The organism is Streptomyces sp. SP18BB07, from assembly GCF_036322545.1.
In the GTDB taxonomy this organism is placed as follows: Bacteria; Actinomycetota; Actinomycetes; order Streptomycetales; family Streptomycetaceae; genus Streptomyces; species Streptomyces deccanensis.
Window position 1 is genome coordinate 53822 of the sequence record NZ_JAQYWT010000271.1, and the last position, 22084, is coordinate 75905.

The following is a 22084-nucleotide window of genomic DNA, read 5'->3' on the forward strand; positions in this document are numbered from 1 at the left end:
TCCTTTGATCGAGCAGTCATCAATCGAGGGGTCACAACCAGCTGGAGGTGAGTGGTCACAACCAGTCCGGGAGGTCCGGGAGTTCACCGGTGACCCGCAGGTCTTCGGCGGTGCCCCGGCCGGTGAGCCAGGCGGCGAGAGCGTGCGGGGGTCCGGAGACCGTTGCACCGGCAGGGCCGGCGCCCAGCACGACCGTGCCGTGTCCGTCCGCGCTCAACTCGACGCCGGTTCCGGGCTCGACGCGGGCCGTCATCCACCCGGCCACATCGCCCACGAGGGCCCAGGCGAGATCGGGCGGCAGGACGTCCATGCCGACGCCGACCCGCAGATCGACCAGGTGGATCCAGACCTCGCGGGCCCGCAGCCACGGCACCTCGGACGCCGGGATCTGTCGGCCCGTCCCGCTGGTGACGGTGGCCGACCAGTCGTCGTCCGACAGCGCCTCGGCGGCTTTCCGGAAACGCTCGGCGGACTCCCGTACGTCCGCCCGCTGTTCGGCGAGCGGGCGACCGGCGCCGGCCTCGATGTCCGTGGCGCGCTGGTCCGGCGAGGCGTACATGGGGGTGGGGATTCCCGTACGGGCCCAGGTCAGCAGGTTGACCAGGGCGTCGGCGTTGCGGGCGAGGTGGGTGAGGAGGTGGCCGCGGGTCCAGCCGGGGAGAGCGGACGGTTCGGTGACGGCGTGCGGCGGCAGTGCGTCGACCGCCCCCTGGAGCCTGACCTGACCGTCCGCGACCCGGTCGAGGACCCTCACGCCTTGTCCTCCACGACCGTGTTCACGCACTCCCCGATGCCCTCGACGACCGTCCGCACGACCTGACCCGGCTTCAGGAACACCTTCGGGTCGCGGGCCGCGCCCACACCTCCGGGGGTGCCGGTGAGGATGAGGTCGCCCGGCTCCAGGGTCGTGAACGTGCTGATGTACGCGGCGATGTCCGCCGGGGTGAAGAGCAGGTCGGAGGTGCGGGAGCGCTGCATGACCTCGCCGTCGACCTCCAGGCGGATCTCCAGGTCGGCCGCGTCGTCGATCTCGTCACCGGTGACCAGCCAGGGCCCGGCCGGGGTGCTGGCCTCCCACGCCTTGCCCTGGAGCCACTGCGGGGTGCGCCACTGCCAGTCCCGCATGGAGATGTCGTTGACGACGGTGTAGCCGGCGATCGCGGCGGCCGCATCCTCCTTGGTGGCCCGGCGGGGCAGTCGGGAGCCGATGACGAAGCCGAGTTCGGCCTCCCAGTCCAGTTCCTCGGTCTCGCCCGGGTGGGCGATGTCGTCGCGGGCGCCGAGCAGACAGTTGGCGAACTTGGCGAAGAGGGCGGGGTGTGAGGGCATCTCGCGGCCCATCTCCGCTATGTGGGTGCGGTAGTTGTGGCCCACGCAGAAGATCTTCGCGGAGGTCGTGACGACCGGGGCGAGGTCGAGGGCGGCCACGTCGTGCGTGGGGCCGTCGGCGGCGGCCGCGTCCGTACGCCAGTCGGGGCGGCGCAGCAGGGTGGCGACGTCGGGTGCGCCGACCTCCACGGCCCGGTCGCCGTCGAGGCGGACGGCCGCCGTGCCGTCGGCGGTGCGGATGGTGGCGAGCTTCATGCGGTCGTGCTCCCGGTCGTTACGGTGCGGGCGGTCGTTTCCGTGCGGGCGGTCGTCTCCGTGCGGGCGAGGTCGAGCGCCTCGTAGAGGGGCGCGTCGTTGAAGGTGAACAGGTCGAGCCGGGTGTCGGCGGCGATGGTCAGGGCGCACCAGGAGGGGACGGCGATCAGGTCGCCGGCGGCCACCTCGATCGCCCGGTCGTCGAGGGTGACCGTGCCGCTGCCGCGGAACACCTGCCAGACCGAGGAGCCGACGGTGCGGCGGGTGGCGGTGGTGGTGCCGGGCCGCAGCCGGTGCATCTCGGTGCGCAGGCTGGCGAGGGCGTCGCGGCCGGTGGCGGGGTTGGTGAAGCGGATGCCCGCGTGGCCGGGCTCGATGACACCGGGGTGTCCTTCGTCCTCCAGCTCCAGCTGGGCGGTGAGGGCGTCGTCGGTGTCGGCCCAACGGTAGGCCATCAGCGGGGAGTTGGGGGTTTCGGGGGCGGCTATCGGACGCAGTCCGGGGTGGCCCCAGAGCCGTTCGTTGCGCGAGCGGGAGGGGGTGGACCGGTCGGACACGCCGTCCTCGCCGAACTCGAAGAACCCGGCGTCGAGTCGGTGGACGAGCGGGATGTCGAGGCCGTCGAGCCAGACCATGGGCTCGTCGCCGACGTGGTGGTGGCCGTGCCAGTGCATGGACGGGGTGAGGAGGAGGTCGCCGGGGCGCATCTCGACCGCGTCGCCGTTGACGACCGTCCACACGCCCTCGCCCTCCAGGATGAACCGGAAGGCCCCCTGCGAGTGCCGGTGCGCGGGGGCGACCTCACGCGGGCCCAGGTACTGGATCGCCGCCCAGAGGTTGGGCGTCGCGTACGGCCGTCCGGGCAGGCCCGGGTTGGCGAGCGCGATCGCCCTGCGCTCACCGCCGCGCCCGACGGGCACCAGGTCGCCGGACCGCCGGGCGAGCGGCAGCAGGGTGTCCCACTGCCAGACGTGCGGTACGGCCTCGGGCTGCGGGGTCAGCGGCATCAGGTTGCCGATCTCCGTCCACAGCGGGATGAGCCCGGCGGCCGCGAAGCCGTCGTACAGCTTGCGCAGGTCGGGGTCGGTCTCGTCCGGGGCGATGACGGAGACGCTGGTCACCGGGTCAGTGGTCATCGGGGGTTCCTTCGGCGTCGAGGCGACGCGCGATGTCGGCGCGCAGGGCCTTCTTGTCGATCTTTCCGACCTTGGTGGCGATGAGTTCGGGGACGGTCACCAGCCGGTCCGGGAACTTGAAGCGGGCGGTGCCCGCGCGCTCCATGACCTGGTGGACGTCGTCGAGGGAGACGGTGTGCCCGGGCTCCGGGACGACGTAGAGGCAGACCCGCTCGCCCAGCCGGTCGTCCGGCATGGCCACGGCGGCGGCGCGGGCGACGCCCGGGGTCTGGTACGCGAAGTTCTCGATCTCCTCGGCGGAGATGTTCTCCCCACCCCGGATGATCATGTCCTTGTCGCGTCCCTCGACGACGAGGTTGCCGTCGGGCCGCAGCCGCACGATGTCGCCGGTGCGGTACCAGCCGTCCTCGGTGAACGCGCGAGCGTTCTGCTCATCGGCCCGGTAGTAGCCGCGCGGAGTGTACGGGCCCCGGGTGAGCAGCACACCGGGGCTCCCCTCCGGGACCGGGTCGCCCAACTCGTCCACGACGAGAAGCTCGTCGTCGTCGCACATGGGGCGCCCCTGGGTCGTACAGATGACGTCCTCGGAGTCGTCGAAGCGCGTGTAGTTGAGGAGGCCCTCGGCCATGCCGAACACCTGCTGGAGCGTGCAGGCCAGTTCGGGGCGGACGCGGCGGGCGACGTGGTCGGCGAGGCGGGAGCCGCCGACCTGGAGGAGGCGCAGCGAACTCAGGTCGTGCCCGGGGTTCTCCCGGTGGTGGTCCAGCCAGCGCTGGGCGATGGCCGGCACCAGGGCGCTCACGGTGACGCCCTCACGCTCGACGATCGGGAACGCCTTGTCCGGGTTGGGCGAACCGAGGACGACCCGCCCGCCGTGCAGCAGCGTGCCGAGCAGCCCCGGGCAGGCGAGGGGGAAGTTGTGCCCGAGGGGCAGGGCGGCGAAGTAGACCGTGTCGGGGCCGAGTTCGCAGACCTCGGCGCTGCGGCGGGCGTTGTAGAGGTAGTCGTCATGGGTGCGGGCGATGAGCTTGGGCAGTCCGGTGGTGCCGCCGGACAGCAGGAAGACGGCGATGGAGCGGCTGTCGGGCCGGTACGCGTCGACGGCGTCCCGGACGCCTGGCGCGGCGGGCTCGGCGCACAACTCCCGCAGATCCACGGCACTGTCGCCCACCTTGTCGCCGAGGACCAGCACATGAGCGAGAGTTGATGACCCATCAGCCACCTCGAATGCCATCGACTGATGGTCGTGGTCCTTGAGGAGGTCCGGGACGGCGATGGCCACGGCCTCGCTGTGCTCGACGAGATAGCCGATCTCGTGTCTGCGGTGGCCGGGCAGCGCCATCACCGGGATGACACCGAGGCGCAGACACGCGTACGTGAGGATCACGAACTCGGCCGTGTTGGGCAGCTGCACCACGATCCGGTCGTCCGGGCGGAGGCCCAGCGCGGCCAGGCGCAGCGCCGCGGCGTCCGCCCGTTCGGCGAGTTGCCGGTACGTCAGCCTGCGGTCGCCGTCGACGACAGCGATCGCGTCGGGGGTCGCGTCGGCGCAGGCGTGCAGCCGGTCGCCGAGGGCGATGCCCTCCCAGTAGCCCTTCGCGGTGTAGCGCTCGGCGTACTCCGTCGGCCAGGGCACAGCTCCGTCGCTGCTAGGCCTGGGCATGGTCAGTCTCCTCAGTGGGCACGATCACGGCGTCCAGGGCGATCAGCCCGTCGGCGGTGAGCCGCAGCGGGTTGATCTCGATCTCGGCGGTCTCCGGGCTCGCGGCCAGGGCGGCGGCGAGTGCGGCGACGGTCCTTCCGAACTCGGCGCGGTCCAGCACCGGCCCGCCCCGCCAGCCGTCGAGCAGGGCGCGGGCGGCCAGTTCGTCGGGCATGGTGGCGGCCTCGGTCACGGACAGCGGGGCGAGCCGGATCGCCACGTCGGCGAGCGCCTCGGCGGCCGTACCGCCCAGCCCCGCCAACACGACCGGCCCGAACACCGGGTCCCGCCGCACGCCGAGCACGAGGTCGACACCGGCCGGGGCCATCGCCTCGACGAGGTAGCGGCGGTCGGGGCCGATGGCATCCAGCGCCGCGTCGAGTTCCTCGGCGGTACGTACGCCCAGGTGGACCCCGCCGATCTCCGTCTTGTGCAGGATCGCGGCGTCGAGCACCTTGACGGCGACGGGGCCACCGAGCCGGCGCAGGGCGTGGTGGGCCTCGGCGCGGTTGTCGCAGGCGACGCGGTCGGGGGTGCGGATGCCGAGTTCGGCGAGGAAGGTCTTGGCGGCGTCCTCGTCGAGGGGGCCGGCGGGTACGGCAACGAGCGCCTCCGAGGGCAGCCCCTCCGTGTCCGACGAGGCCCGCTGTCGCGCGTCCGTGACCAGTGCCTGTACCGCGTTGGCGGCTGAGGCCGGTCCGGTGAGGGCCGGGACCCCGGCCTTGTGGAGTCGGGCCCGTTGTTCGGCCACGTCCTCGGGGAGGCCGCCGACGACCACCACGGCCGGGGAGTCGGCGCCGAGACCGGCGTCCTGGGCGGCGGAGGCGAGGTCGACGCTGTCGGGCTCGGTCAGGGCGTAGACGGCGAGGAGGTCCACCGCCGGGTCGGCTGCCGTGGTGTCGAGGACTCGGGCGAACGTCTCGGCGGGGCGGCCGGTGTCGACCGGGTTCCGCTGGTAGGTGAGCGGGGGCAGCAGTTCGCTCAACGCGTGCCGTGTGGTCGAGGTCAGCTCCGGTACGCGGATGCCGTCGGTGCCCGCCCGGTCCGCCAGGAGCAGCCCCGGGCCGGCCTGGGCGGTCACGATGCCGAGCCCCGGGTCCGACAGCGGGCGCAGCCGGATGCGGGACAGCGCGGTGAGCGCGTCCACCAGTTCCCGCTCGTCGTCCACGACCACCGCCCCGGCCTGCCGCAGCGCGGCCCGTGTCGTACGCCAGGACGTGGCGAGCGCGCCGGTGTGCGACCGGGCGAAGTCACCGATGTCACTGCGGCCGACGACCAGCGCCACGACCGGCTTCACGACAGCCAGCCCGCGCACGGCCGCCACCAGACGTGGTCCGTCCGGAACCGTCTCCAGATGCAGAGCCACAGCCGTCGTACGGCGGTCCTCCACGAGGTGCTCCAGGACGTCCGCGGCGGTGACGTCGAGGCCCGCCCCGATGCCGACGCCGAGGCTGATGCCGTTCCCGGCGGCGACCAGGTCGAAGGAGAGCGCGTGGTTGACGCCGCCGCTGGCCGCGACGACGGCGATCTCCCCGGCCGGAAGCTGTCCGGCGGCCGGTACGAAGCTGGCGGTGAGGCCCAGGTGGGGCGCGAAGAAGCCGGAGGTGTTGGGACCGAGCAGCCGGACCCCGGTCTCCCGGGCCACGCGCCGCAGTTCGTCGGCGTACTCCTCGCCCTCCGGGCCCGCCTCGCCGAAACCGCCGGCGCAGACCAGCGCGGCACGGCAGCCGGCGGCGGCCGCCTCGGCCAGGGCTTGCGCGCAGCCGGACGCGGGCACGCACAGGACGGCGAGGTCGAGCCGCCCGTCGGTGTGCGCGGCGGCCTCGGCGACGGAGGCGTACACGCCCTCGGCGGGGTCGGGGCGGCGGGCGTTGACCAGGGCGCGGGCGCCGGGGAAGGAGGCGAGGGAGCGGGCCATGGCGGCGCCGAGCTTCCCGGCCTGCCGCGAGGCGCCGATCACGACGACGCCCTCGGGCGCCAGGAGCGGAGTCAGGTCCGTGGTCATGCCTCGCCCCGTCCTTCCCCGGTGGAGGCGACCAGATCGGCCCGCCCCGACAGCAGCAGCGTCTCCGCCCGGTCGTCGTCCATCGCGTCCTCCACGATCAGCGCGGGCACGCCGTACACCAGCCGGGCCTGCTCGGCGAGCAGGGAGCGGGTGAGCGGGGTGCCGTCCTGGACGGCCACCAGGTCCGGGGGTACGTCATCGCGCAACGCGGCGGCCAACTGCTCGTACAGGGAGGGGAGTTCGGCCTCTCCGTCCGGCGCGGTGAGCCACAGGCAGCGGGAGCCCTCGGCGCGCAGTTCCGTGAGCTGGGCCGGGGTCAGTCGCCGACCGTCGAAGTCCATGAACGGGGTGTCGAGAGGAGCGGAACCTTCGTGGGCGACGCGCCAGTCCCGTACGACCGTGTCGACGAACTCGGGGTCGCGGCGGGCGATCCGCTCCTTGCCGATGCTTCGTGAAATGAAGTGGAAGGCGAACTGGGTGGGCCGGAACGCGTCGTGGTAGCGCCCGAAGTTCTCCCACCAGGACAGGCTGGGCCGGGCGGCGCCCTGGATCTTCTCGACCGAGGGGCGGCGGGCGGCCTCGTACGCCTCCAGGGCGGTCGGCAGGTCGTCGCGGTGGGCGAGGAGGGTGTCGGCGAGGGCGACGGCGTCCTCCATGGCCATCTTGGTGCCGGAGCCGACGGAGAAGTGCGCGGTGTGGGCGGCGTCGCCGAGGAGGACGACGTTGCCGCTGTGCCAGCGGTGGGTGCGGCGGGTGCGGAAGTTGCCCCAGCGTGAGTTGTTGACCAGCAGCTGGTGGCCGTCGATCTGCTCGGCGAAGAGCTTCTCCAGGTAGTGCCGGGTCTTCTCGTCGCTCGGGCCCGGCGGCTGCGCGGTGTCGAACTCGTCGAGGCCCGCGCGCCGCCAGGACTCCTCGTCGGTCTCCACGATGAACGTGCTGACCTGGTCGCTGATCGGGTAGCCGTGCACGGCGAACGTGCCGTGCGGGCCGTGCTCGTGGACGAAGGTCAGACCGTCGAAGAGGTAGTCCGTGCCGAACCAGATGAACTTGGCCGTCGCGACCTCCACCTCGGGCACGAGCACGTCGGCGAGCCGGTCGCGGAAGCGGGAGTTGGCGCCGTCGGCGGCCACGATCAGGTCGTAGTCGGCCAGTTGCTCCGGATCGGCGGGGATCTCGTGGCTGAAGCGGAGGTCGACGCCGACCTCCTCCGCGCGCCGGTGCAGGAGCTGGAGCAGGGCCTTGCGGGTGATGGCGGCCATGCCGTTGCCGCCGCACCGGATGCGCTGTCCCTTGAGCCGCACCTCGATGTCGTCCCAGTGCCGGCCGTGGTCCGCGAGCGCGGTGCGCAGCACGGGGTCGGCCTCGTGGATGGCGGCGAGGGTCGCGTCGGAGAACACCACGCCGAAGCCGAAGGTGTCCTCCGGGCGGTTCCGCTCGAAGACCGTCACCTCGACCGACGGATCGGCCTGTTTGATGAGCGCCGCGAAGAACAGCCCACCGGGGCCGCCTCCCACGCAAGCGATCCGAGAAACCATGGCCTCCGCCTTCACGTTCGAGTACAGGCCCAGACTCAGGCCCGCAGGCATCCTGTGTCAACAGATACACGGGCGTCAATAATTTGTTGCGCATTTCGAGCTGTGATTCCAGGGGACTGACTCATTCTGGCAACGGCCGTCCGTGTGACATAGTCGCTTTCGTGAAGCCTCGATCGATTGTCTTCGACCTGTTCGGCGACTACGTCCGCTACCGCGGCGGTGCCGCCCGGATGCGCACTCTGAGCACGCTGATGGGCTGCTTCGGCGTCGGTGAGAGCACCGTGCGCGTGGTGCTCGCCAGGCTGCGCAAGGAGGGCTGGTTCGATGTCCGACGCGAGGGCCGGGAGACCGTCTACGCGCTGAACAAGCGCAGTCTCCAGCTTCTCGACGAGGGCCGTACCCGCATCTTCGACCGGGCGCCCGCCGACTGGGACCGGCACTGGTACATGGTCATCTACTCGGTCCCGGAGACCGAGCGCGGTGTCCGGGACCGCATCCGCAAGGAGCTGGCGTGGCTGGGGTTCGGCCCGCTGGCACCGTCCACGTACGTGTCCCCGCACGACCGGCTCCAGCAGGTCCGGGAGAAGTTCGCGGACGAGCCCGCCGTACGGCTGGACACGCTGCGCTGCCAGTCCGGCGGGCTGCCCGTCGACCGGGAGATGGCGGCGCGGGGCTGGGACCTCGACGGGCTCAACGAGGACTACCGGGACCTGCTGCGCACGTACCGGGGGCGGATGGCCTCGTACCGGGCCGGGCATCTCAGTCCCGAGGAGGCCCTGGTCGAGCGGATGCGGCTGACGTACGACTACCGCCAGTTTCCGTTCCGCGATCCTGACCTGCCGACCGAGTTGCTGCCGGCGGGGTGGGTGGGGCGTGAGGCGTACGAGATGTTCATGGAGGCCCATGATGTGCTGGGGCCGGCCGCCGAGTCCTACTACGACGAGGTGGTCGGCAGTCGCAACTGAACGCTCCCCTGGGAACGCCGCGCCGCAGGATGCGCCTCGCCATGCCGTCGGGCGAGTGCCGCTGCGTCGTGGCTGGTCGCGCAGTTCCCCGCGCCCCTTTCGGGGCGCGGTTGTGGACCTACGTCAGGTGGCCCAGCTCGTGCGATGCCTCCGTCACCGTCGTCCGCAGTTCTCGGGTCACCTCGGCCACGTGGTCCGGGGTGCCCAGGCTTTCCGGGAGGACGACCGAGATGGCCAGGGGCAGCGGGTCGCCGGCGGCGAAGACGGGGGCGGCGATCGAGATGATGCCCGGGATGACGCTGCCGCGGGTCTCGGCGTAGCCCTTGTCGCGGACCTGTTCGCGGGTGGCCGCCAGGCGCTCGGCGGGCCAGTCGGTCTCCTTGCCGCGGAGTTCGTCGCGGAGCACCTCGTCGGTGAGGCTCTCGGGGAGATGAGCGAGGAAGACACGGCCGACCGATGAGGTGACCAGGGGCAGCGTCGCGCCGACGCGCACCGTCAGGGGTAGGGGGCGGGTGCCGTACGCCCAGCTGACGACGATGGGGCCGCGGTCGCCCCAGACCGCCAGGTTCACGGAGTGGCCAGTGCGGTCGCGGAGCCGCATGGCGTGGCCGCCGGCCACCGCGACCTCGTTCGTGCGGCGCAGCGCCTCCGCACCCATGCGGCGCATCGTGGCCCCGAAGTCGTAGAGGCCGGACGCGGCGTCCTGCGAGGTCAGGCCGATGCGGCCGAGGCTGACGAGATAGCGGTGCACCTTGCTGGGCTGCATACCGCTGGCCTGCGCGATCGCCGACAGGCTCAGGGCGCCGCCGCCGCTCTCCAGGGCCAACAGGACCCGCATCGCGGTCTCGACGGACTGGATGCCCTGCCGATCCCCGTTGGTCCCGTTGCTCTCCCTGGGCTCAGTACTGGTCACGGCACAGCCCTCTCCCCTGCCTGCGGTTGAACGCGATCAGCCTATCGGCGCGACAGGCGGACCAGCGTCTTCAAACAGATCCTACATTCACTATTGCGGAACGCGTTACGTTCTGGTGAACTGCGAACCGGTGGTGCTCACGCCACCCCGGCTGCTCCCCCGTCGCACCGACGGCCCGCTCGCAGCCACCGATGAGCCGCCTTCTGTCAGCGCACACGCCAGCGCTCCCCAGTGCCCGGTCACTCACACCCGACCCGCACCGCACCCCCGCTCCCCCGTCTCAACCCCGCTCCACCCGCACCTCCCTCGCCGCACTGGCGATCCCCCGAGGAGAACTCCGCAATGAAGCTGATCGGCCTCGAAGAGCACTTCGTGACCCCCGACCTGGTGGGCCATGGCGCGTCCACCGCCTCCATCGCCCAGCCCCATGCGTGGGCCGAGGCCTCCCGTCGGCTCCTCGACCTCACCGAAGAACGCCTCGACGGCATGGACGCGGCAGGCCTGGACATGCAGGTGCTGTCCCTCAACTCCCCCGGCCTCCAGGCGGAGAAGGACCCGGCCGCCGCCGTACGCCAGGCGATCGCGGTCAACGACTTCCTGACCGGTGTCATCGCCGAGCACCCCGACCGCTTCTCCGGCTTCGCCGCCCTGCCGCTCCAGGACCCGAGGGCGGCGGCCGACGAACTGGAGCGGGCGGTCACCCAGCTCGGGCTGCGCGGCGCCCTCGTCAACGCGCACACCCATGGCAGGTACCTCGACGACCCCGCCCTGCGCGTCGTCTGGGAGCGCGCCGAGCACCTCGACGTGCCGCTCTATCTGCACCCGGCGAACGGCGTCGACACCGCGCATGTGCTGTCCGGCCACCCCGAACTCGTCGGGCCGATGTGGAGCTGGGGCATCGACACCGCCACCCACGCCCTGCGCCTGATCTTCGGCGGCGTCTTCGACGACTTCCCGAAGGCCAAGCTGCTGCTCGGCCACATGGGAGAGGGCCTGCCGTTCGTGATGTGGCGCATGGACTCCCGCTGGGACTTCCACGCCCACCACGGCATCGAACTCAAGCGGGGCCGCCCCTCGGAGTACCTCCGGGAGAACCTCTACATCACCACCAGCGGTGTCTGTTCCTCCGCCCCGCTGCTCACCGCGCTGCTGTCGATGGGCGCCGACCACATCCTCTTCGGCACCGACTACCCGTTCGAGGACATGGAGACGGCCACGACGTTCCTCCGGAACGCGCCGATCAGCGACGCCGACCGGCAGAAGATCGGCCACCTCAACGCCGAGAAGCTGCTCGGCCTCGCCCCGACCCCGGCACCCGCGTACGCCGGTGTCTGAGCACGAGGGGACCCACATGTACGACGTCGCCGTCATCGGGTACGGACCCGTGGGCATGGTCACGGCGGCACTGCTCGGTCAGGCAGGCCACGACGTGATCGTGCTGGAGCGCTACCCCACCCTCTACAACCTGCCGCGCGCCGCCATCTTCGACGATGAGACGATGCGGACGTTCGACCGGCTCGGACTCTCCGAGACCCTGCTGCCCACGTTGCACGTCCAGCGGAACTACGAGTGGCGCAGCGGCGCGGGCGAGTTGCTCATCGAGCACGACTTCGCCGCCGTCGGCGGCCAGGGCTGGGCGGAGTGGTACATGATGTACCAGCCCTATCTGGAGGACGCCCTCGACGGCCTGGTCCGCGATCTGGAGAACGTCCGGATCCGGATGGACTCCCGGGTCACCGGACTCCACCACACCGATCAGGGTGTGGACATCCAGGTCGAGGGGGCCGACGACGCCGTCTCCGCCCGCTACGTCGTGGCCTGCGACGGCGGCAACAGCTTCACCCGCACCTGGCTGGGCATCGGCCAGGAGGACTACGGCTTCTCCGAGCCGTGGATGGTCTGCGACTTCCGGCTGACCGAGGGCGGGGGCGCGGACATCCCCAAGGCCCGCCAGGTCTGCGACCCGAAGCAGCCGATCTCGATCATCTCGCTGGGGCCGAAGCACCACCGGTTCAGCTTCATGCTCGACTCCGAGGACTCCTTCTCCGTCGAGCGGGAGCCCGACCGGGTGTGGGCGAGGGTCGCCGCCTATGTCGACCGGTCGCAGGCCGAGCTGATCCGGGTCGCCACGTACACGTTCCGCTCGCTGGTCGCGGAGCGGTGGCGCAGTGGCCGGATCCTGCTGGCCGGGGACGCGGCGCACCAGATGCCGCCGTTCCTCGGGCAGGGCATGTGCTCGGGCATCAGGGACGCGCAGAACTTCGCGTTCAAGCTCGACGCGGTGCTGCGCGGCGCGGACGACGCGGTGCTCGACTCGTACCAGAGCGAGCGTGAGCCGCATGTCCGGGCCATCATCACCAAGGGCATCGAGCTGGGCCGGGTGCAGACCATGCGCGACCCGGTGGCCGCCGCCGAGCGGGACGCCCGGCTGATCGCCCAGCGCGAGGCGAACGGGCGCCCGGAGAAGATGCGGTTCCCGGGGCTCGGCCCGGGTCTGCACGACGCGTCCCCGCAGGCAGGACACCTGATGCCGCACGGCCGCGTCGAGCACGACGGCACCGAGGGGCTCTTCGACGCCGTAGTCGGCCGTGGTTTCGTCCTCCTCGTCGACGGCCGCGACGGCACCTCGCTCGACGCCTCGGCCACAGCGGAGGCCACTCGGCTGGGCGTCCGCGTCCACCACCTCACCGACCGTCGCCTCACCACCGAGGGGTTCACCGATGTCGGCGGCGTCTACGGGCGCTGGTTCGACGAGACCGGCCGCGCCGCCGTTCTGTGGCGGCCCGATTTCTACATCCTCGGCACCGCGGACACCCTCTCCGGTGTCCCGGCGCTCCTGAAGACCCTTGCCAACGCAGTAGAGCCCATGCAGGCTCCTGCCACCGTCGGAGAAAGGATCCGGCCATGACCGCTCCCACCGTCATGCGTACGCGAATCAGCAGAGTGCCCGCGAACACCTTCATCCTGGTCGCCGCCTGGATCGTCTCCTCCCTGGAGGGCTACGACCTCGCCGTGTACGGCGTCACCGTCCCCTCCATCCTGGGTGACCCCTCGCTCGGCATCGACAAGGCCGAGGCGGGCACGATCGGCTCGCTCGTCGGCATCGGGATGCTGATCGGCGCGGCCTTCGCCGGAGCTCTCGTCCACCGCACCGGCCCGCGCCGGCTGCTGCTCGCCGGGACCGCCCTGTTCACGCTCGGCATGGCGATCTGCACGGTCGCGGGCGGTGTCCCGTCCTTCGGCACCGGACGTCTGATCGTCGGGCTCGGCCTGGGTGTCGTCCTGCCGACGATCAACGCGTACGTGGCCGATCTCAGCGACCCGGGCCGCCGCAGCCGCAACGTCGCCCTGATCATGAGCGGTTACGCGGCCGGCGCGCTGCTCTCCCCGCTGCTCGGCACGGCCCTGCTCCCGGACGTCTCGTACCGGTGGCTGTATGTGATCGGTGTGCTCCCGGTGTTCCTGGCCATCCCGCTCGTGCTCCGGCTGCCGGAGAGCCCGTTCCACCTGCGCCGTACCGGCCGCGCCGACGAGGCGCGCGCGGTGGAGGAGCGACTCGGGCTGGCACCCGCGGCGGACGCGCCGACGGCGGACCCGGGCCGCTGGCTGGGCCTCGGCTCGCTGCTGACCGGCGGACTCGCCGTCTCGACCGTCCTGTTCTGGGCCATGTCCTTCTGCGGGCTCCTGCTGGTCTTCGGCATCAGCACCTGGTTGCCCAGCATCATGCAGGCCGCCGGCTTCTCCCTCGGCTCGGCGCTGCTACAGACGGCGGCCATGTGGCTGGGTGTGGGCGTCGGGGCGATCGTCGGCGGCCGGATCGCGGACGCACTGGGCGCCAAGCGGGTCGTGGTCGTCGCCTTCCTGGTCGGCACGCTCAGCCTGATCGCGATGAGCACGCGTCCGCCGACGGCCGTGATGTTCGTGCTGATGTTCATCAGCGGCTTCGGGTTCATCGGTTCACAGATCCTCGGCAACGCGTTCATCGTGACCCGCTACCCGGACGCCGTGCGCGGCAACGGTCTCGCCTGGGCCCTGTCCATCGGCCGGTTCGGCGCGATCGTCGGCCCGTCCCTGGGCGCGTTCGTCCTGAGCTCGGGCGCCGACATCGAGTGGGCGTTCTACGCCTTCGCCGTCCCCGCGCTCCTCGGGGCGTTCGCGGCGGGTGCCGTGCCCCGGGCCCGGACGGTGGCCGCGTGACCGCTTCCGTGGTCTACGAGTCCTGGGGCCAGCGAGTCGTCTTCGGCTCCGGCACCGCACGGGACGACGTGGCGGCCGCGGTCACCGGACTCGGCGCGAGCCGGGTCCTGGTGATCGCGGCCGACGGGGAGCGGGCCCTCGCCGAGGACATCTGCGAGGACCTGCCCGTCGTGGCGGTCTTCGGCGAGGTCCGCCCCCATGTGCCGGTCGAGGTCGCCGAGGCCGTACGCGCCGCCGCCCACCAGCACGAGGCCGACCTGCTGCTGAGCGTCGGCGGCGGCTCGACCACCGGCACCGCGAAGGCGGCGGCACTCACCACCGGGCTCCCGATCCTCGCCGTCCCGACGACGTACGCCGGCTCCGAGGCGACCCCCGTGTGGGGCCTCACCGAGGACGGCCACAAACGCACCGGCGTCGATCCGAAGGTCCTCCCCCGGGTCGTCGTCTACGACGCCACGCTGATGCTGTCGCTGCCGACCCGGCTGTCGGTGACGTCGGGACTCAACGCCCTCGCCCACTGCGTCGACGCGTGGTGGGCGCCCCGGCACAACCCGATCAGCTCCGCCCTGGCCGCCGAGGGCGTCCGGTCGCTGGCGTCCTCGCTGCCGCGCGTCGTCGCGGACGGCCAGGACGTCGCGGCCCGGCGCGACATCCTCTTCGGCACCTATCTCGGGGCGGTCGCCTTCGCCGGGGCCGGTTCGGGGCTGCACCACAAGGTGTGCCACGTCCTCGGCGGCGCGTACGACCTCGAACACGCCGCCCTGCACTCGGTGGTCCTGCCGCATGTGGTCGGCCTCAACCTGACGGCAGCGCCGGAGGCGGAGCGGTGGCTGGGAGCGGCGCTCGACGCGCCCACCGATCCCTTCGGGGCACTTCTCGACCTCTACGCGAGCCTCCGACCACCACGTTCACTGGGCGAGTTGGGGTTCGCCGAGGAGGAACTCGACCGGGCCACCGACCTGGTCATGGCACAGGTGCCGGACTCCAACCCGCGCCGCGTGACCCACGACGAGATGCGCGCGCTGCTGGGGCGGGCGTGGCGCGGGGACGTCCCGGTGCAGGTCTCTCTCCTCCCCGGGACGGAGGTTCACCGATGAATGAGCAACGCCTGACCGACCAGGTCGTCGCGAGCTTCGAGTCCGCGAAGGACGACCGTTTCCGTGAGCTGATGCAGGCCCTGGTACGCCACGCGCACGCGTTCGTGCGCGAGACGCGGCTCACCGAGGACGAGTGGAGCGCGGCGATCGGGTTCCTGACGGCGGCCGGTCACATCACGACCGACACCCGCCAGGAGTTCGTCCTCCTCTCCGACGTCCTCGGTATCTCGATGCTGACCGTCGCGGTGAACGAACCGGGCGACGGCGAGGCCACGGAGTCCACGGTCCTCGGCCCGTTCTTCGTCCAGGACTCGCCCGGGATCGAGCCCGGCGGGGACATCGCGGGCGGTGCGAGCGGCGAACCGTCCTGGGTCAGCGGCCGGGTCACGGGCTCCGACGGCACCCCCGTCGCCGGAGCGCGCGTCGAGGTGTGGGAGGCGGACGACGACGGGATGTACGACGTCCAGTACGACGACGGCGCCGGTGAACTCGCCGGGCGCGCACACCTGTTCACGGACGCCGAGGGCGGCTACCGGTTCTGGGGGCTCACACCCACGCCGTATCCGATCCCGGACGACGGCCCGGTCGGCCGGCTGCTGGACCACGCCGGCCGTTCCCCGATGCGGGCACCGCATCTGCACTTCAAGGTGACGGCGCCGGGTTTCCACACGCTCATCACGCACATCTTCGTCGCGGGGGACTCCTGGCTGGAGCGGGACTCGGTGTTCGGGGTCAAGGAGTCGCTGATCCGCCCGTTCGAGCGCCACGAGGCCGGAACCCCGACGCCGGACGGGCGTCGGATCGACGGCACCTGGACCTCGGCGACCTTCGACATCGTGCTGAGGAAGGAGTAGCCGTTCCGGTCTGCCGACGCCGCCGTAGCTGCGGGCCGGTCGGCCCGTGGGGGTCCGCTGGTAAAATGGGGGCACGCTTCGACACCGCCGGGGCCCGTACCGAGGGGTACGGGCCCCGGTGCGTTCCGGGCGCCACACCAGGAAAGGTTCCCCCTTGCACGCGAAGCCGTCGTCCACCCCTGAGCCCCAGAGCGAGTCCCCGGCACCGGAGGCGGTGTCCCAGGAGCTGCCGCCGGCCGAGTCGTTCGACGCGCTCGGCCTGCCGCCGGAACTGCTGCGGACCATGACCGAGCTCGGCGTGCGGGAGCCGTTCCCGATCCAGGCGGCGACCCTGCCGAACGCGCTGGCCGGCCGTGACGTCCTCGGCCGGGCGCGGACCGGCTCGGGCAAGACGCTGGCGTTCGGGCTCGCGCTCCTGGTCCGGACGGCGGGGCGGCGGGCGGAGTCCAAGCGGCCCCTGGCGCTGGTCCTGGTGCCGACCCGGGAGCTCGCGCAGCAGGTGGACGACGCGCTCACGCCGTACGCGCGGACCCTGGGGGTGCGGCTGGCGACGGTGGTCGGCGGGCTGTCGATCAACAAGCAGCAGGCGGCGCTGCGGGCCGGCGCCGAGGTGGTCGTCGCGACACCGGGGCGGCTGGCCGATCTGGTGTCGCGCCGGGACTGCCACCTGGACCGGGTACGGATCACGGTGCTGGACGAGGCGGACCAGATGTGCGACCTGGGGTTCCTGCCGCAGGTGTCGGAGATCCTGGACCAGGTCCGCCCCGACGGGCAGCGGCTGCTGTTCTCCGCCACCCTCGACCGCGAGGTCGACCAGCTGGTCCGCGACCACCTGCACGATCCGGTGCTCGCCTCCGTCGACCGGGCCGCGGGCTCGGTCACCACGATGGAACACCATGTGCTGAACATCCACCCCGCCGACAAGTACGCCACCGCGACCGAGATCGCCGCGCGGGACGGCCGGGTGCTGATGTTCCTCGACACCAAGGCCGGGGTGGACCAGTTCACCCGCCATCTGCGGGCCAGCGGCGTACGGGCCGCCGCCCTGCACAGCGGCAAGTCGCAGCCCCAACGCACGCACACGCTCGGGCAGTTCAAGGACGGCGCGATCACCGTGCTGGTCGCCACCAACGTCGCGGCCCGGGGCATCCACATCGACGCGCTCGACCTCGTCGTCAACGTCGACCCGCCCGCCGACGCCAAGGACTATCTGCACCGTGGCGGGCGCACGGCGCGCGCCGGGGAGTCCGGGAAGGTCGTCACCCTGGTCACACCCAACCAGCGGCGCGACGTCAACCGGATGATGTCCGAGGCCAAGATCCGGCCGACGGTCACCCAAGTGCGGTCCGGCGAGGCGCAGTTGACCGTCATCACCGGGGCCAAGCGGCCACCGACCGACACGAGGTCCAGCGGGGGCAACGCGCCCTTCCGGGGCCTCGGTACCCGGCCGGGCCGCCCCGCGAAGGAGTCCCGCAAGGCCGCCGAGGCCCGGAAGACGGCGGAGGCCCGCGCGGCCGCACGGGTGCGCAAGGGCCGCTGACACCTGGGCGCCACCGGCGGGCCGCGCCGGAGGCGGCGCGGCCGACTCTCAGGAGTCGGGGGCGAGGCCGAGGGCGGTGAGGGCAGCCGTGCCGGTGGCGGTGTGCTCGCCTCCGGCGAGGAGGAGGGTACGGGCCGACTGGTAGGGGCAGTCGGCGGCGTCGAATGCCGTGGCGGCTGCGAACAGACCGGGCAGGTCGCCGTCCAGGAGCGCCTGTGCGCGGTCCAGTTGGGCGGTGGCGACCGGGTTGCCGGCAACCAGGTTCCGGGCGGTGGCGACCCGCGAACGGGCCTCCGGGTGGCCGGCGAGGACCGAGGCCTCAGCACGCAGGCCCACGTACCAGTGGTGCCAGATCCAGGAGACCCACTTCCACACCTCGTCCGGTTCCGGCGCGAGCCGGGCGAGGGCCGCGTCGGGGTCGCCGTGTTGCAGGAGCACCATGGCGTCGAAGACCGCGCCGTAGCCATGGTGGTGCTCCGCCGCGGTACCGGCCTCCGTGACGACCGCCAGCCAGCTCTCCCGCGCCGCGTGGTCGCCGCGCAGACCGTGGATCATCGCGACGCCCGCGGCGGCGGGACCGAGGGAGTACGACCGCTGCCGTCCGCTCCGGCGCCATGCGTCGAGGAACCGTTCGCTGCCGCCGAGCACGTCCCCGCCGTTGCCCGCGAACGCGTCCGCGACCATCAGCCAGGACGTGGCGTGGTGCTCCACCTCGGCGAACAGGGGATGGTCGGCGAGCTGCCTGGCCCACCGGCGGGCCTGCGCCAGCTCGCCCACGCCGAGTGCTGTGCCGGCCGCCATGGCGAGGGCGTCCATCAACTCCTGCGTGGCGGCAGGGGTGTGCGGCAGCGGGGTGAGGATTTCGATCCGGCGCCGGGCGGCCGCCGCCGCGCCGAACGAGTCACCGGCCCAGGTCCGGGCCCCGGACAGCGCGTCGAGAGCGGCGGACTCGGCCACGGGATCCCCCGCCGCCCGAGCCAGCCGGACCGCCCGCTCGGCACAACCGACCGTCTCCCGCGCACTGTTGTCGACGTCCCCCTGCACGGCCCCGAAGGCATCCCTCACCACGGCGGCTTCGGCGAGCACGAGAGCGGCGACGACGGAGACGTCCGCGGCGACTGCCGGCTCGGGCGAGGGGGTGGGGGCTGGGGAGGCCGACGAGTGGGGCGCTGGGTCCGTGGCTATGGGGGGCAGGTCGGGGGTGGAGAGGGTCAAGCCGAGACCGGGCAGCGGGCCGGGGGCGCCGGGGGGAAGATCCGTGGCGCCGGGCGGCGGGTCTGCGGCAATGGACGGCCGGTCGGCGGCGACGGCCGGCAGTCCTGTGGCGCGGGAGGGCAGTTCCGTCGCGCCGGGCGACGGTTCCGTGGCGCCGGGCGGCAACTCCACGCCACCCGAGAGCAGGCCGGGGGCGCCGGGCGGCGGATCCGTGACGCCGGACAGTTGGTGCGCCGTTGTCAGGAGCGCGGTGGCCTCCGCCGGAGTGGGGAGGTGCGCGAACTCGCTGGAGAAGCGGTACGCGACCGTGGCGGCGGCTGCCAGGTCGCGGGCCGCGCCGGTGTGGTCACCGGCGCGCAAGGCGGCCTCGGCGGCCGCGCGGTGCAGGCGGTACATGTCATCGCCGAGCCGACGGCAACCGGCCACCCCTGCCGCCTCCCGCAAGGCCGCGGCAGCAGCAGCGGCACCGCCCGCCCCACCACCCCGACCACCCACGCCCCCCACCACGCCGGCCTCGTCCACACCGGTAGCGTCCGCAACCGCCCGGTCCGGGTCCGCGCCGCCCACGGCCCCACCAGCGACGCCGACGGCCTCGGCGAGCGTCGCCGCCTGCTCATAGCGTTGCTGGCTCTCGCCCAGCAGGTTGCGGGTGAAGGTCAGGCCCGCGAGGGCCAGGGCGAGGCGATGGGCGGACGGGCGGTGGTCAGGGTGGGCGGCGGCCCAGGCCAGGGCCGCGCGGAGGTCGTCGGCCACGGCGTCGAAACGTGCGCGCCAGTCCGGTCCCTCGCCCCCGGCGAGGGCGGTCGCATCGGCCAGGCACCAGGCGACGTGACGCGATCGCACGCCGGTCAGCTCCTCGGCGTCGGCGAGCCGCTCGGCCCCGTACTGGCGGATGGTCTCCAGCGCCTGGTAACGGGTCCCGGTCGCGGTCGGCGTCGCGGTGAGCAGGCTCTGTTCGGCGAGCCGGCCGAGCCCGTCGACAACCGCTGCCGGCTGGAGCGGCGCGAACCCGGCGACGGCTTCGGCCGCCTCCGCGGTGAACGGCATGACGAACACCGAGATCCGCCGCAGCAGCGCCCGGTCCGGCGGCTCCAGCAGATCATGGCTCCAGTCGAGCGCGGCCCGCACCGACCGGTGCCGGTCGTCCGCACGGGAGCCGCCCGCGAGGATACGAAGCTGGTCGGAGAGCCCGGCGGTGAGACCGTCCAGTCCGAGGGTGGGCCAGCGTGCCGCCGCCAGTTCGATCGCGAGGGCCATGCCGTCGAGGCGTTCGCAGATGTCCGCGATCCGGTCGCGCAGGGCCGGTTCCGGTGGCCGGCCGACCGCCGCCGCCCGTTCCAGGAAGAGCGTCACGGCCTCCGAGTCGGCGCCGCCGTCCGAGGACAGCGGCGGCACCGGGAACACCCATTCGAACGGCACCATCATCCGGGCCCGGCTCGTCGCGAGCACCCGGAGCCTCGGGCAGGCGACCAGCAGCCGTTCCAGGAAGGGCGCGACCCCCTCGCGTATCTGCTCGCAGTTGTCCAGGACCAGCAGCGCCTCACGGTCCGCCAGGGCCGCCGACACCGATTCCTCGACGCCGCGCCCGGGTTGTTCGCCCACACCGACGGCCGCCGCGACCGCCGCGCCGACCCACGCCGGGTCGGTGACCGGGGCCAGGTCGACGAACCACACCCCGTCGGCGAACTCACCGGCCGCGTCCGCCGCCACCGCCAGCGCGAGCCGGGTCTTGCCGACCCCGCCCGGACCGACCGCGGTGACCTGCCGACGCGTCTTCACCGCGTCGGCCAGTTCGGCGCGTTCGCGCACCCGGCCGACGAACGCGGTCAGCGGTGCGGGGAGGGCCGGTGCCGGGCGACGCCGGTCGGCACGGGCGAGGTCGGCCGCGCGCCGGGCGAGCGCCCGCCGGTCCGGTTCGTCGAGCTTGCGCAGCAGGGCGGAGACATGGGACTCGACCGTGCGTACGGAGATGAACAGGCGGGCGGAGATCTCCGCGTTGCTGAGGTGCTCCCCGAGCAGCGCGAGCACGTCGGCTTCCCGAGCCGAGACCACTGGACTGGACACCGGGTCATTATCCGCCGCTCCGTGGCCTCTCGGTGGCCGCTCGGTGGTGGATTCCGTGCTCACCACGGAGGCGGGCCGTGGCCCCGCCGGGGGAGGCTGTGACCACGGCGAACGCACCCGGCGGCCACACCGGACGGGTCGCGGCCCCGCCCCCGTGAGCCCGAGCGATTCAGGAGTGACCATGCCCGGTTCGTCCGCCACCCAGCCGGCCGACCGGCCTGCCGACCAACTTGCCGACCAGCCGGCCGACCAGTCCGCCGCCGCCCCCGCCGCCCCCCGCCCTCGCGCGGTGCGTCGCCGCGACACGGAGCACCGGCTCACCCACGACGCCGATGTCTGGGTGGCCAGCGCCTCGGTGGACGGTGTGCCGTACCTGGTTCCGCTGTCCTTCGACTGGGACGGCGAGACGTTGCTGCTGGCAACGCCCGGCGACAGTCCGACGGGCAGGAACCTGGCCGCGACCGGCACCGCCCGGCTCGGGCTGGGCCCCACCCGGGACGTGGCCATGATCGAGGGCGAGGTGGAAGTGCTCCCGATCGACGCGCTGTCGGCGGAGCGGGGGGACCGGTTCGCCGCGCGCACCGGTTTCGACCCCCGGGTCTCGGCCGTCTCGTACCGCTGGTTCCGCGTCACCCCGACGCGGGTGCAGGCGTGGCGTGAGGCGAACGAGTTGACAGGGCGTCAACTGATGCGTGAGGGCAGCTGGCTCGACTGACGGACATCATCACTGTGCTGTGCGAGGAAGGAAAACTGTCATGACGAACACGACGAACACACGGAAGACCCCCCGGAGTTCCGCTACGGCCGAGAAGAAGTTCGACGGGTTCTCGGCCGAGGAGCGCGAAGCGATGCAGGAGCACGCGCGGGAGCTGAAGACGTCCGCCCGTCGCGGATCGCGGGCCGCCAAGGGGGACTTGGAGAGCGAGGTGCTCGCGAAGATCTCCGAGATGGAGGACGCGGACCGCGTTCTCGCCGAGCGGGTGCACCGGATCGTCGCCACCGCCGCACCCGGCCTCTCGCCCAAGCTCTGGTACGGCATGCCCGCGTACGCCAGGAACGGCAAGGTCGTCTGCTTCTTCCAGAGCGCGCGCAAGTTCCGGACCCGGTACGCCACCCTCGGCTTCAGCGACCAGGCGCACCTCGACGAAGGTGCCCTGTGGCCGACCACGTACGCCCTGACGGAGCTGACGGCCGAGACGGAGGCACGGATCGGCGAACTCGTCCGGAGGGCGGCGGGCTGAGAGGACAGCGGCTGACTCGGCTGCGGCTGAGAGGTG

General features: G+C 72.6%; 17 protein-coding genes. 9 read left to right on the forward strand and 8 right to left on the reverse strand.

Features of this window, described 5'->3' with window-relative positions; translation table 11 throughout:
* Positions 1-55: 55 nt before the first annotated feature.
* From PUR53_RS12170 to PUR53_RS12195, 6 genes are read right to left on the reverse strand one after another with little or no spacing between them, the layout of a single operon-like run.
* Entirely contained in the window at positions 56-754 is a 699-nt protein-coding gene (locus PUR53_RS12170; RefSeq protein ID WP_329895245.1) for a maleylpyruvate isomerase family mycothiol-dependent enzyme, read from the reverse strand.
* Positions 751-1584: a fumarylacetoacetate hydrolase family protein gene (locus tag PUR53_RS12175; RefSeq protein ID WP_329895244.1), complete on the reverse strand. Its 834-nt coding sequence runs from the start codon at positions 1582-1584 to the stop codon at positions 751-753. The genes PUR53_RS12170 and PUR53_RS12175 overlap by 4 nt, the downstream gene beginning before the upstream one ends.
* The gene (locus tag PUR53_RS12180; protein ID WP_329908314.1) at positions 1581-2720 is read right to left on the reverse strand and encodes a cupin domain-containing protein; all 1140 of its coding nucleotides are present in this window, start codon (positions 2718-2720) and stop codon (positions 1581-1583) included. The genes PUR53_RS12175 and PUR53_RS12180 overlap by 4 nt, the downstream gene beginning before the upstream one ends.
* Complete coding sequence (locus PUR53_RS12185) at positions 2710-4383, reverse strand: (2,3-dihydroxybenzoyl)adenylate synthase (protein WP_329908315.1); 1674 nt, start codon at positions 4381-4383, stop codon at positions 2710-2712. The genes PUR53_RS12180 and PUR53_RS12185 overlap by 11 nt, the downstream gene beginning before the upstream one ends.
* Positions 4370-6427 carry an acetate--CoA ligase family protein gene (locus PUR53_RS12190; protein WP_329908316.1) on the reverse strand — a complete coding sequence of 686 codons (2058 nt, stop codon included), beginning with the start codon at positions 6425-6427 and terminating at the stop codon, positions 4370-4372. Before PUR53_RS12190 ends, PUR53_RS12185 begins: the two co-directional genes overlap by 14 nt.
* Entirely contained in the window at positions 6424-7962 is a 1539-nt protein-coding gene (locus tag PUR53_RS12195) for an FAD-dependent monooxygenase (RefSeq protein ID WP_329908318.1), read from the reverse strand. The genes PUR53_RS12190 and PUR53_RS12195 overlap by 4 nt, the downstream gene beginning before the upstream one ends.
* Before the next feature lie 161 nt (positions 7963-8123).
* Here PUR53_RS12195 and PUR53_RS12200 point away from each other — a divergent pair, with 161 nt between their 5' ends.
* Positions 8124-8927 (forward strand): PaaX family transcriptional regulator, encoded by an 804-nt coding sequence (locus PUR53_RS12200; protein WP_329895239.1) that lies wholly within the window; start codon positions 8124-8126, stop codon positions 8925-8927.
* A 118-nt stretch (positions 8928-9045) separates the two neighbouring features.
* Here the strand turns inward: PUR53_RS12200 and PUR53_RS12205 are convergent, their stop codons facing one another.
* Positions 9046-9840, reverse strand: a complete 795-nt coding sequence (locus PUR53_RS12205) for an IclR family transcriptional regulator (RefSeq protein WP_329895238.1) — start codon at positions 9838-9840, stop codon at positions 9046-9048.
* 342 nt (positions 9841-10182) lie between these two features.
* On the opposite strand from PUR53_RS12205, the gene PUR53_RS12210 reads away from it, so the two are divergent.
* The 6 genes from PUR53_RS12210 to PUR53_RS12235 all read left to right on the forward strand — a co-directional run bounded on the left by PUR53_RS12210 (position 10183) and on the right by PUR53_RS12235 (position 17528).
* Complete coding sequence (locus PUR53_RS12210; RefSeq protein WP_329894762.1) at positions 10183-11175, forward strand: amidohydrolase family protein; 993 nt, start codon at positions 10183-10185, stop codon at positions 11173-11175.
* A gap of 16 nt (positions 11176-11191) precedes the next feature.
* Complete coding sequence (locus PUR53_RS12215; protein ID WP_329908320.1) at positions 11192-12748, forward strand: bifunctional 3-(3-hydroxy-phenyl)propionate/3-hydroxycinnamic acid hydroxylase; 1557 nt, start codon at positions 11192-11194, stop codon at positions 12746-12748.
* Entirely contained in the window at positions 12745-14037 is a 1293-nt protein-coding gene (locus PUR53_RS12220; RefSeq protein ID WP_329894764.1) for an MFS transporter, read from the forward strand. The genes PUR53_RS12215 and PUR53_RS12220 overlap by 4 nt, the downstream gene beginning before the upstream one ends.
* Entirely contained in the window at positions 14034-15134 is a 1101-nt protein-coding gene (locus PUR53_RS12225; protein ID WP_329894765.1) for a maleylacetate reductase, read from the forward strand. Before PUR53_RS12220 ends, PUR53_RS12225 begins: the two co-directional genes overlap by 4 nt.
* Positions 15131-15988 carry a dioxygenase family protein gene (locus tag PUR53_RS12230; protein WP_329908322.1) on the forward strand — a complete coding sequence of 286 codons (858 nt, stop codon included), beginning with the start codon at positions 15131-15133 and terminating at the stop codon, positions 15986-15988. Before PUR53_RS12225 ends, PUR53_RS12230 begins: the two co-directional genes overlap by 4 nt.
* A 214-nt stretch (positions 15989-16202) precedes the next feature.
* On the forward strand, positions 16203-17528 hold the full coding sequence (locus tag PUR53_RS12235; protein WP_329908375.1) for a DEAD/DEAH box helicase: 1326 nt from the start codon (positions 16203-16205) through the stop codon (positions 17526-17528).
* Between the two features lie 48 nt (positions 17529-17576).
* Here PUR53_RS12235 and PUR53_RS12240 read toward each other — a convergent pair whose 3' ends face one another.
* Complete coding sequence (locus PUR53_RS12240) at positions 17577-20807, reverse strand: ATP-binding protein (RefSeq protein WP_329908323.1); 3231 nt, start codon at positions 20805-20807, stop codon at positions 17577-17579.
* Positions 20808-20988: 181 nt separating this feature from the next.
* Between PUR53_RS12240 and PUR53_RS12245 the strand changes: the two genes are divergently transcribed.
* Both PUR53_RS12245 and PUR53_RS12250 read left to right on the forward strand, forming a co-directional pair.
* Complete coding sequence (locus PUR53_RS12245) at positions 20989-21522, forward strand: pyridoxamine 5'-phosphate oxidase family protein (protein WP_329908324.1); 534 nt, start codon at positions 20989-20991, stop codon at positions 21520-21522.
* A 40-nt stretch (positions 21523-21562) separates the two neighbouring features.
* Positions 21563-22048: an iron chaperone gene (locus PUR53_RS12250; protein WP_329894769.1), complete on the forward strand. Its 486-nt coding sequence runs from the start codon at positions 21563-21565 to the stop codon at positions 22046-22048.
* Positions 22049-22084 lie beyond the last annotated feature (36 nt).

Excerpts from the sequence above, each read along its gene's own strand:
- PUR53_RS12175 (WP_329895244.1), bottom strand. The coding sequence starts at position 1,584 with ATGAAGCTCGCCACCATCCGCACCGCCGACGGCACGGCGGCCGTCCGC.
- PUR53_RS12180 (WP_329908314.1), bottom strand. The coding sequence starts at position 2,720 with ATGACCACTGACCCGGTGACCAGCGTCTCCGTCATCGCCCCGGACGAG.
- PUR53_RS12185 (WP_329908315.1), bottom strand. The coding sequence starts at position 4,383 with ATGCCCAGGCCTAGCAGCGACGGAGCTGTGCCCTGGCCGACGGAGTAC.
- PUR53_RS12190 (WP_329908316.1), bottom strand. The coding sequence starts at position 6,427 with ATGACCACGGACCTGACTCCGCTCCTGGCGCCCGAGGGCGTCGTCGTG.
- PUR53_RS12195 (WP_329908318.1), bottom strand. The coding sequence starts at position 7,962 with ATGGTTTCTCGGATCGCTTGCGTGGGAGGCGGCCCCGGTGGGCTGTTC.
- PUR53_RS12210 (WP_329894762.1), top strand. The coding sequence starts at position 10,183 with ATGAAGCTGATCGGCCTCGAAGAGCACTTCGTGACCCCCGACCTGGTG.
- PUR53_RS12215 (WP_329908320.1), top strand. The coding sequence starts at position 11,192 with ATGTACGACGTCGCCGTCATCGGGTACGGACCCGTGGGCATGGTCACG.
- PUR53_RS12220 (WP_329894764.1), top strand. The coding sequence starts at position 12,745 with ATGACCGCTCCCACCGTCATGCGTACGCGAATCAGCAGAGTGCCCGCG.
- PUR53_RS12230 (WP_329908322.1), top strand. The coding sequence starts at position 15,131 with ATGAATGAGCAACGCCTGACCGACCAGGTCGTCGCGAGCTTCGAGTCC.
- PUR53_RS12245 (WP_329908324.1), top strand. The coding sequence starts at position 20,989 with ATGCCCGGTTCGTCCGCCACCCAGCCGGCCGACCGGCCTGCCGACCAA.
- PUR53_RS12250 (WP_329894769.1), top strand. The coding sequence starts at position 21,563 with ATGACGAACACGACGAACACACGGAAGACCCCCCGGAGTTCCGCTACG.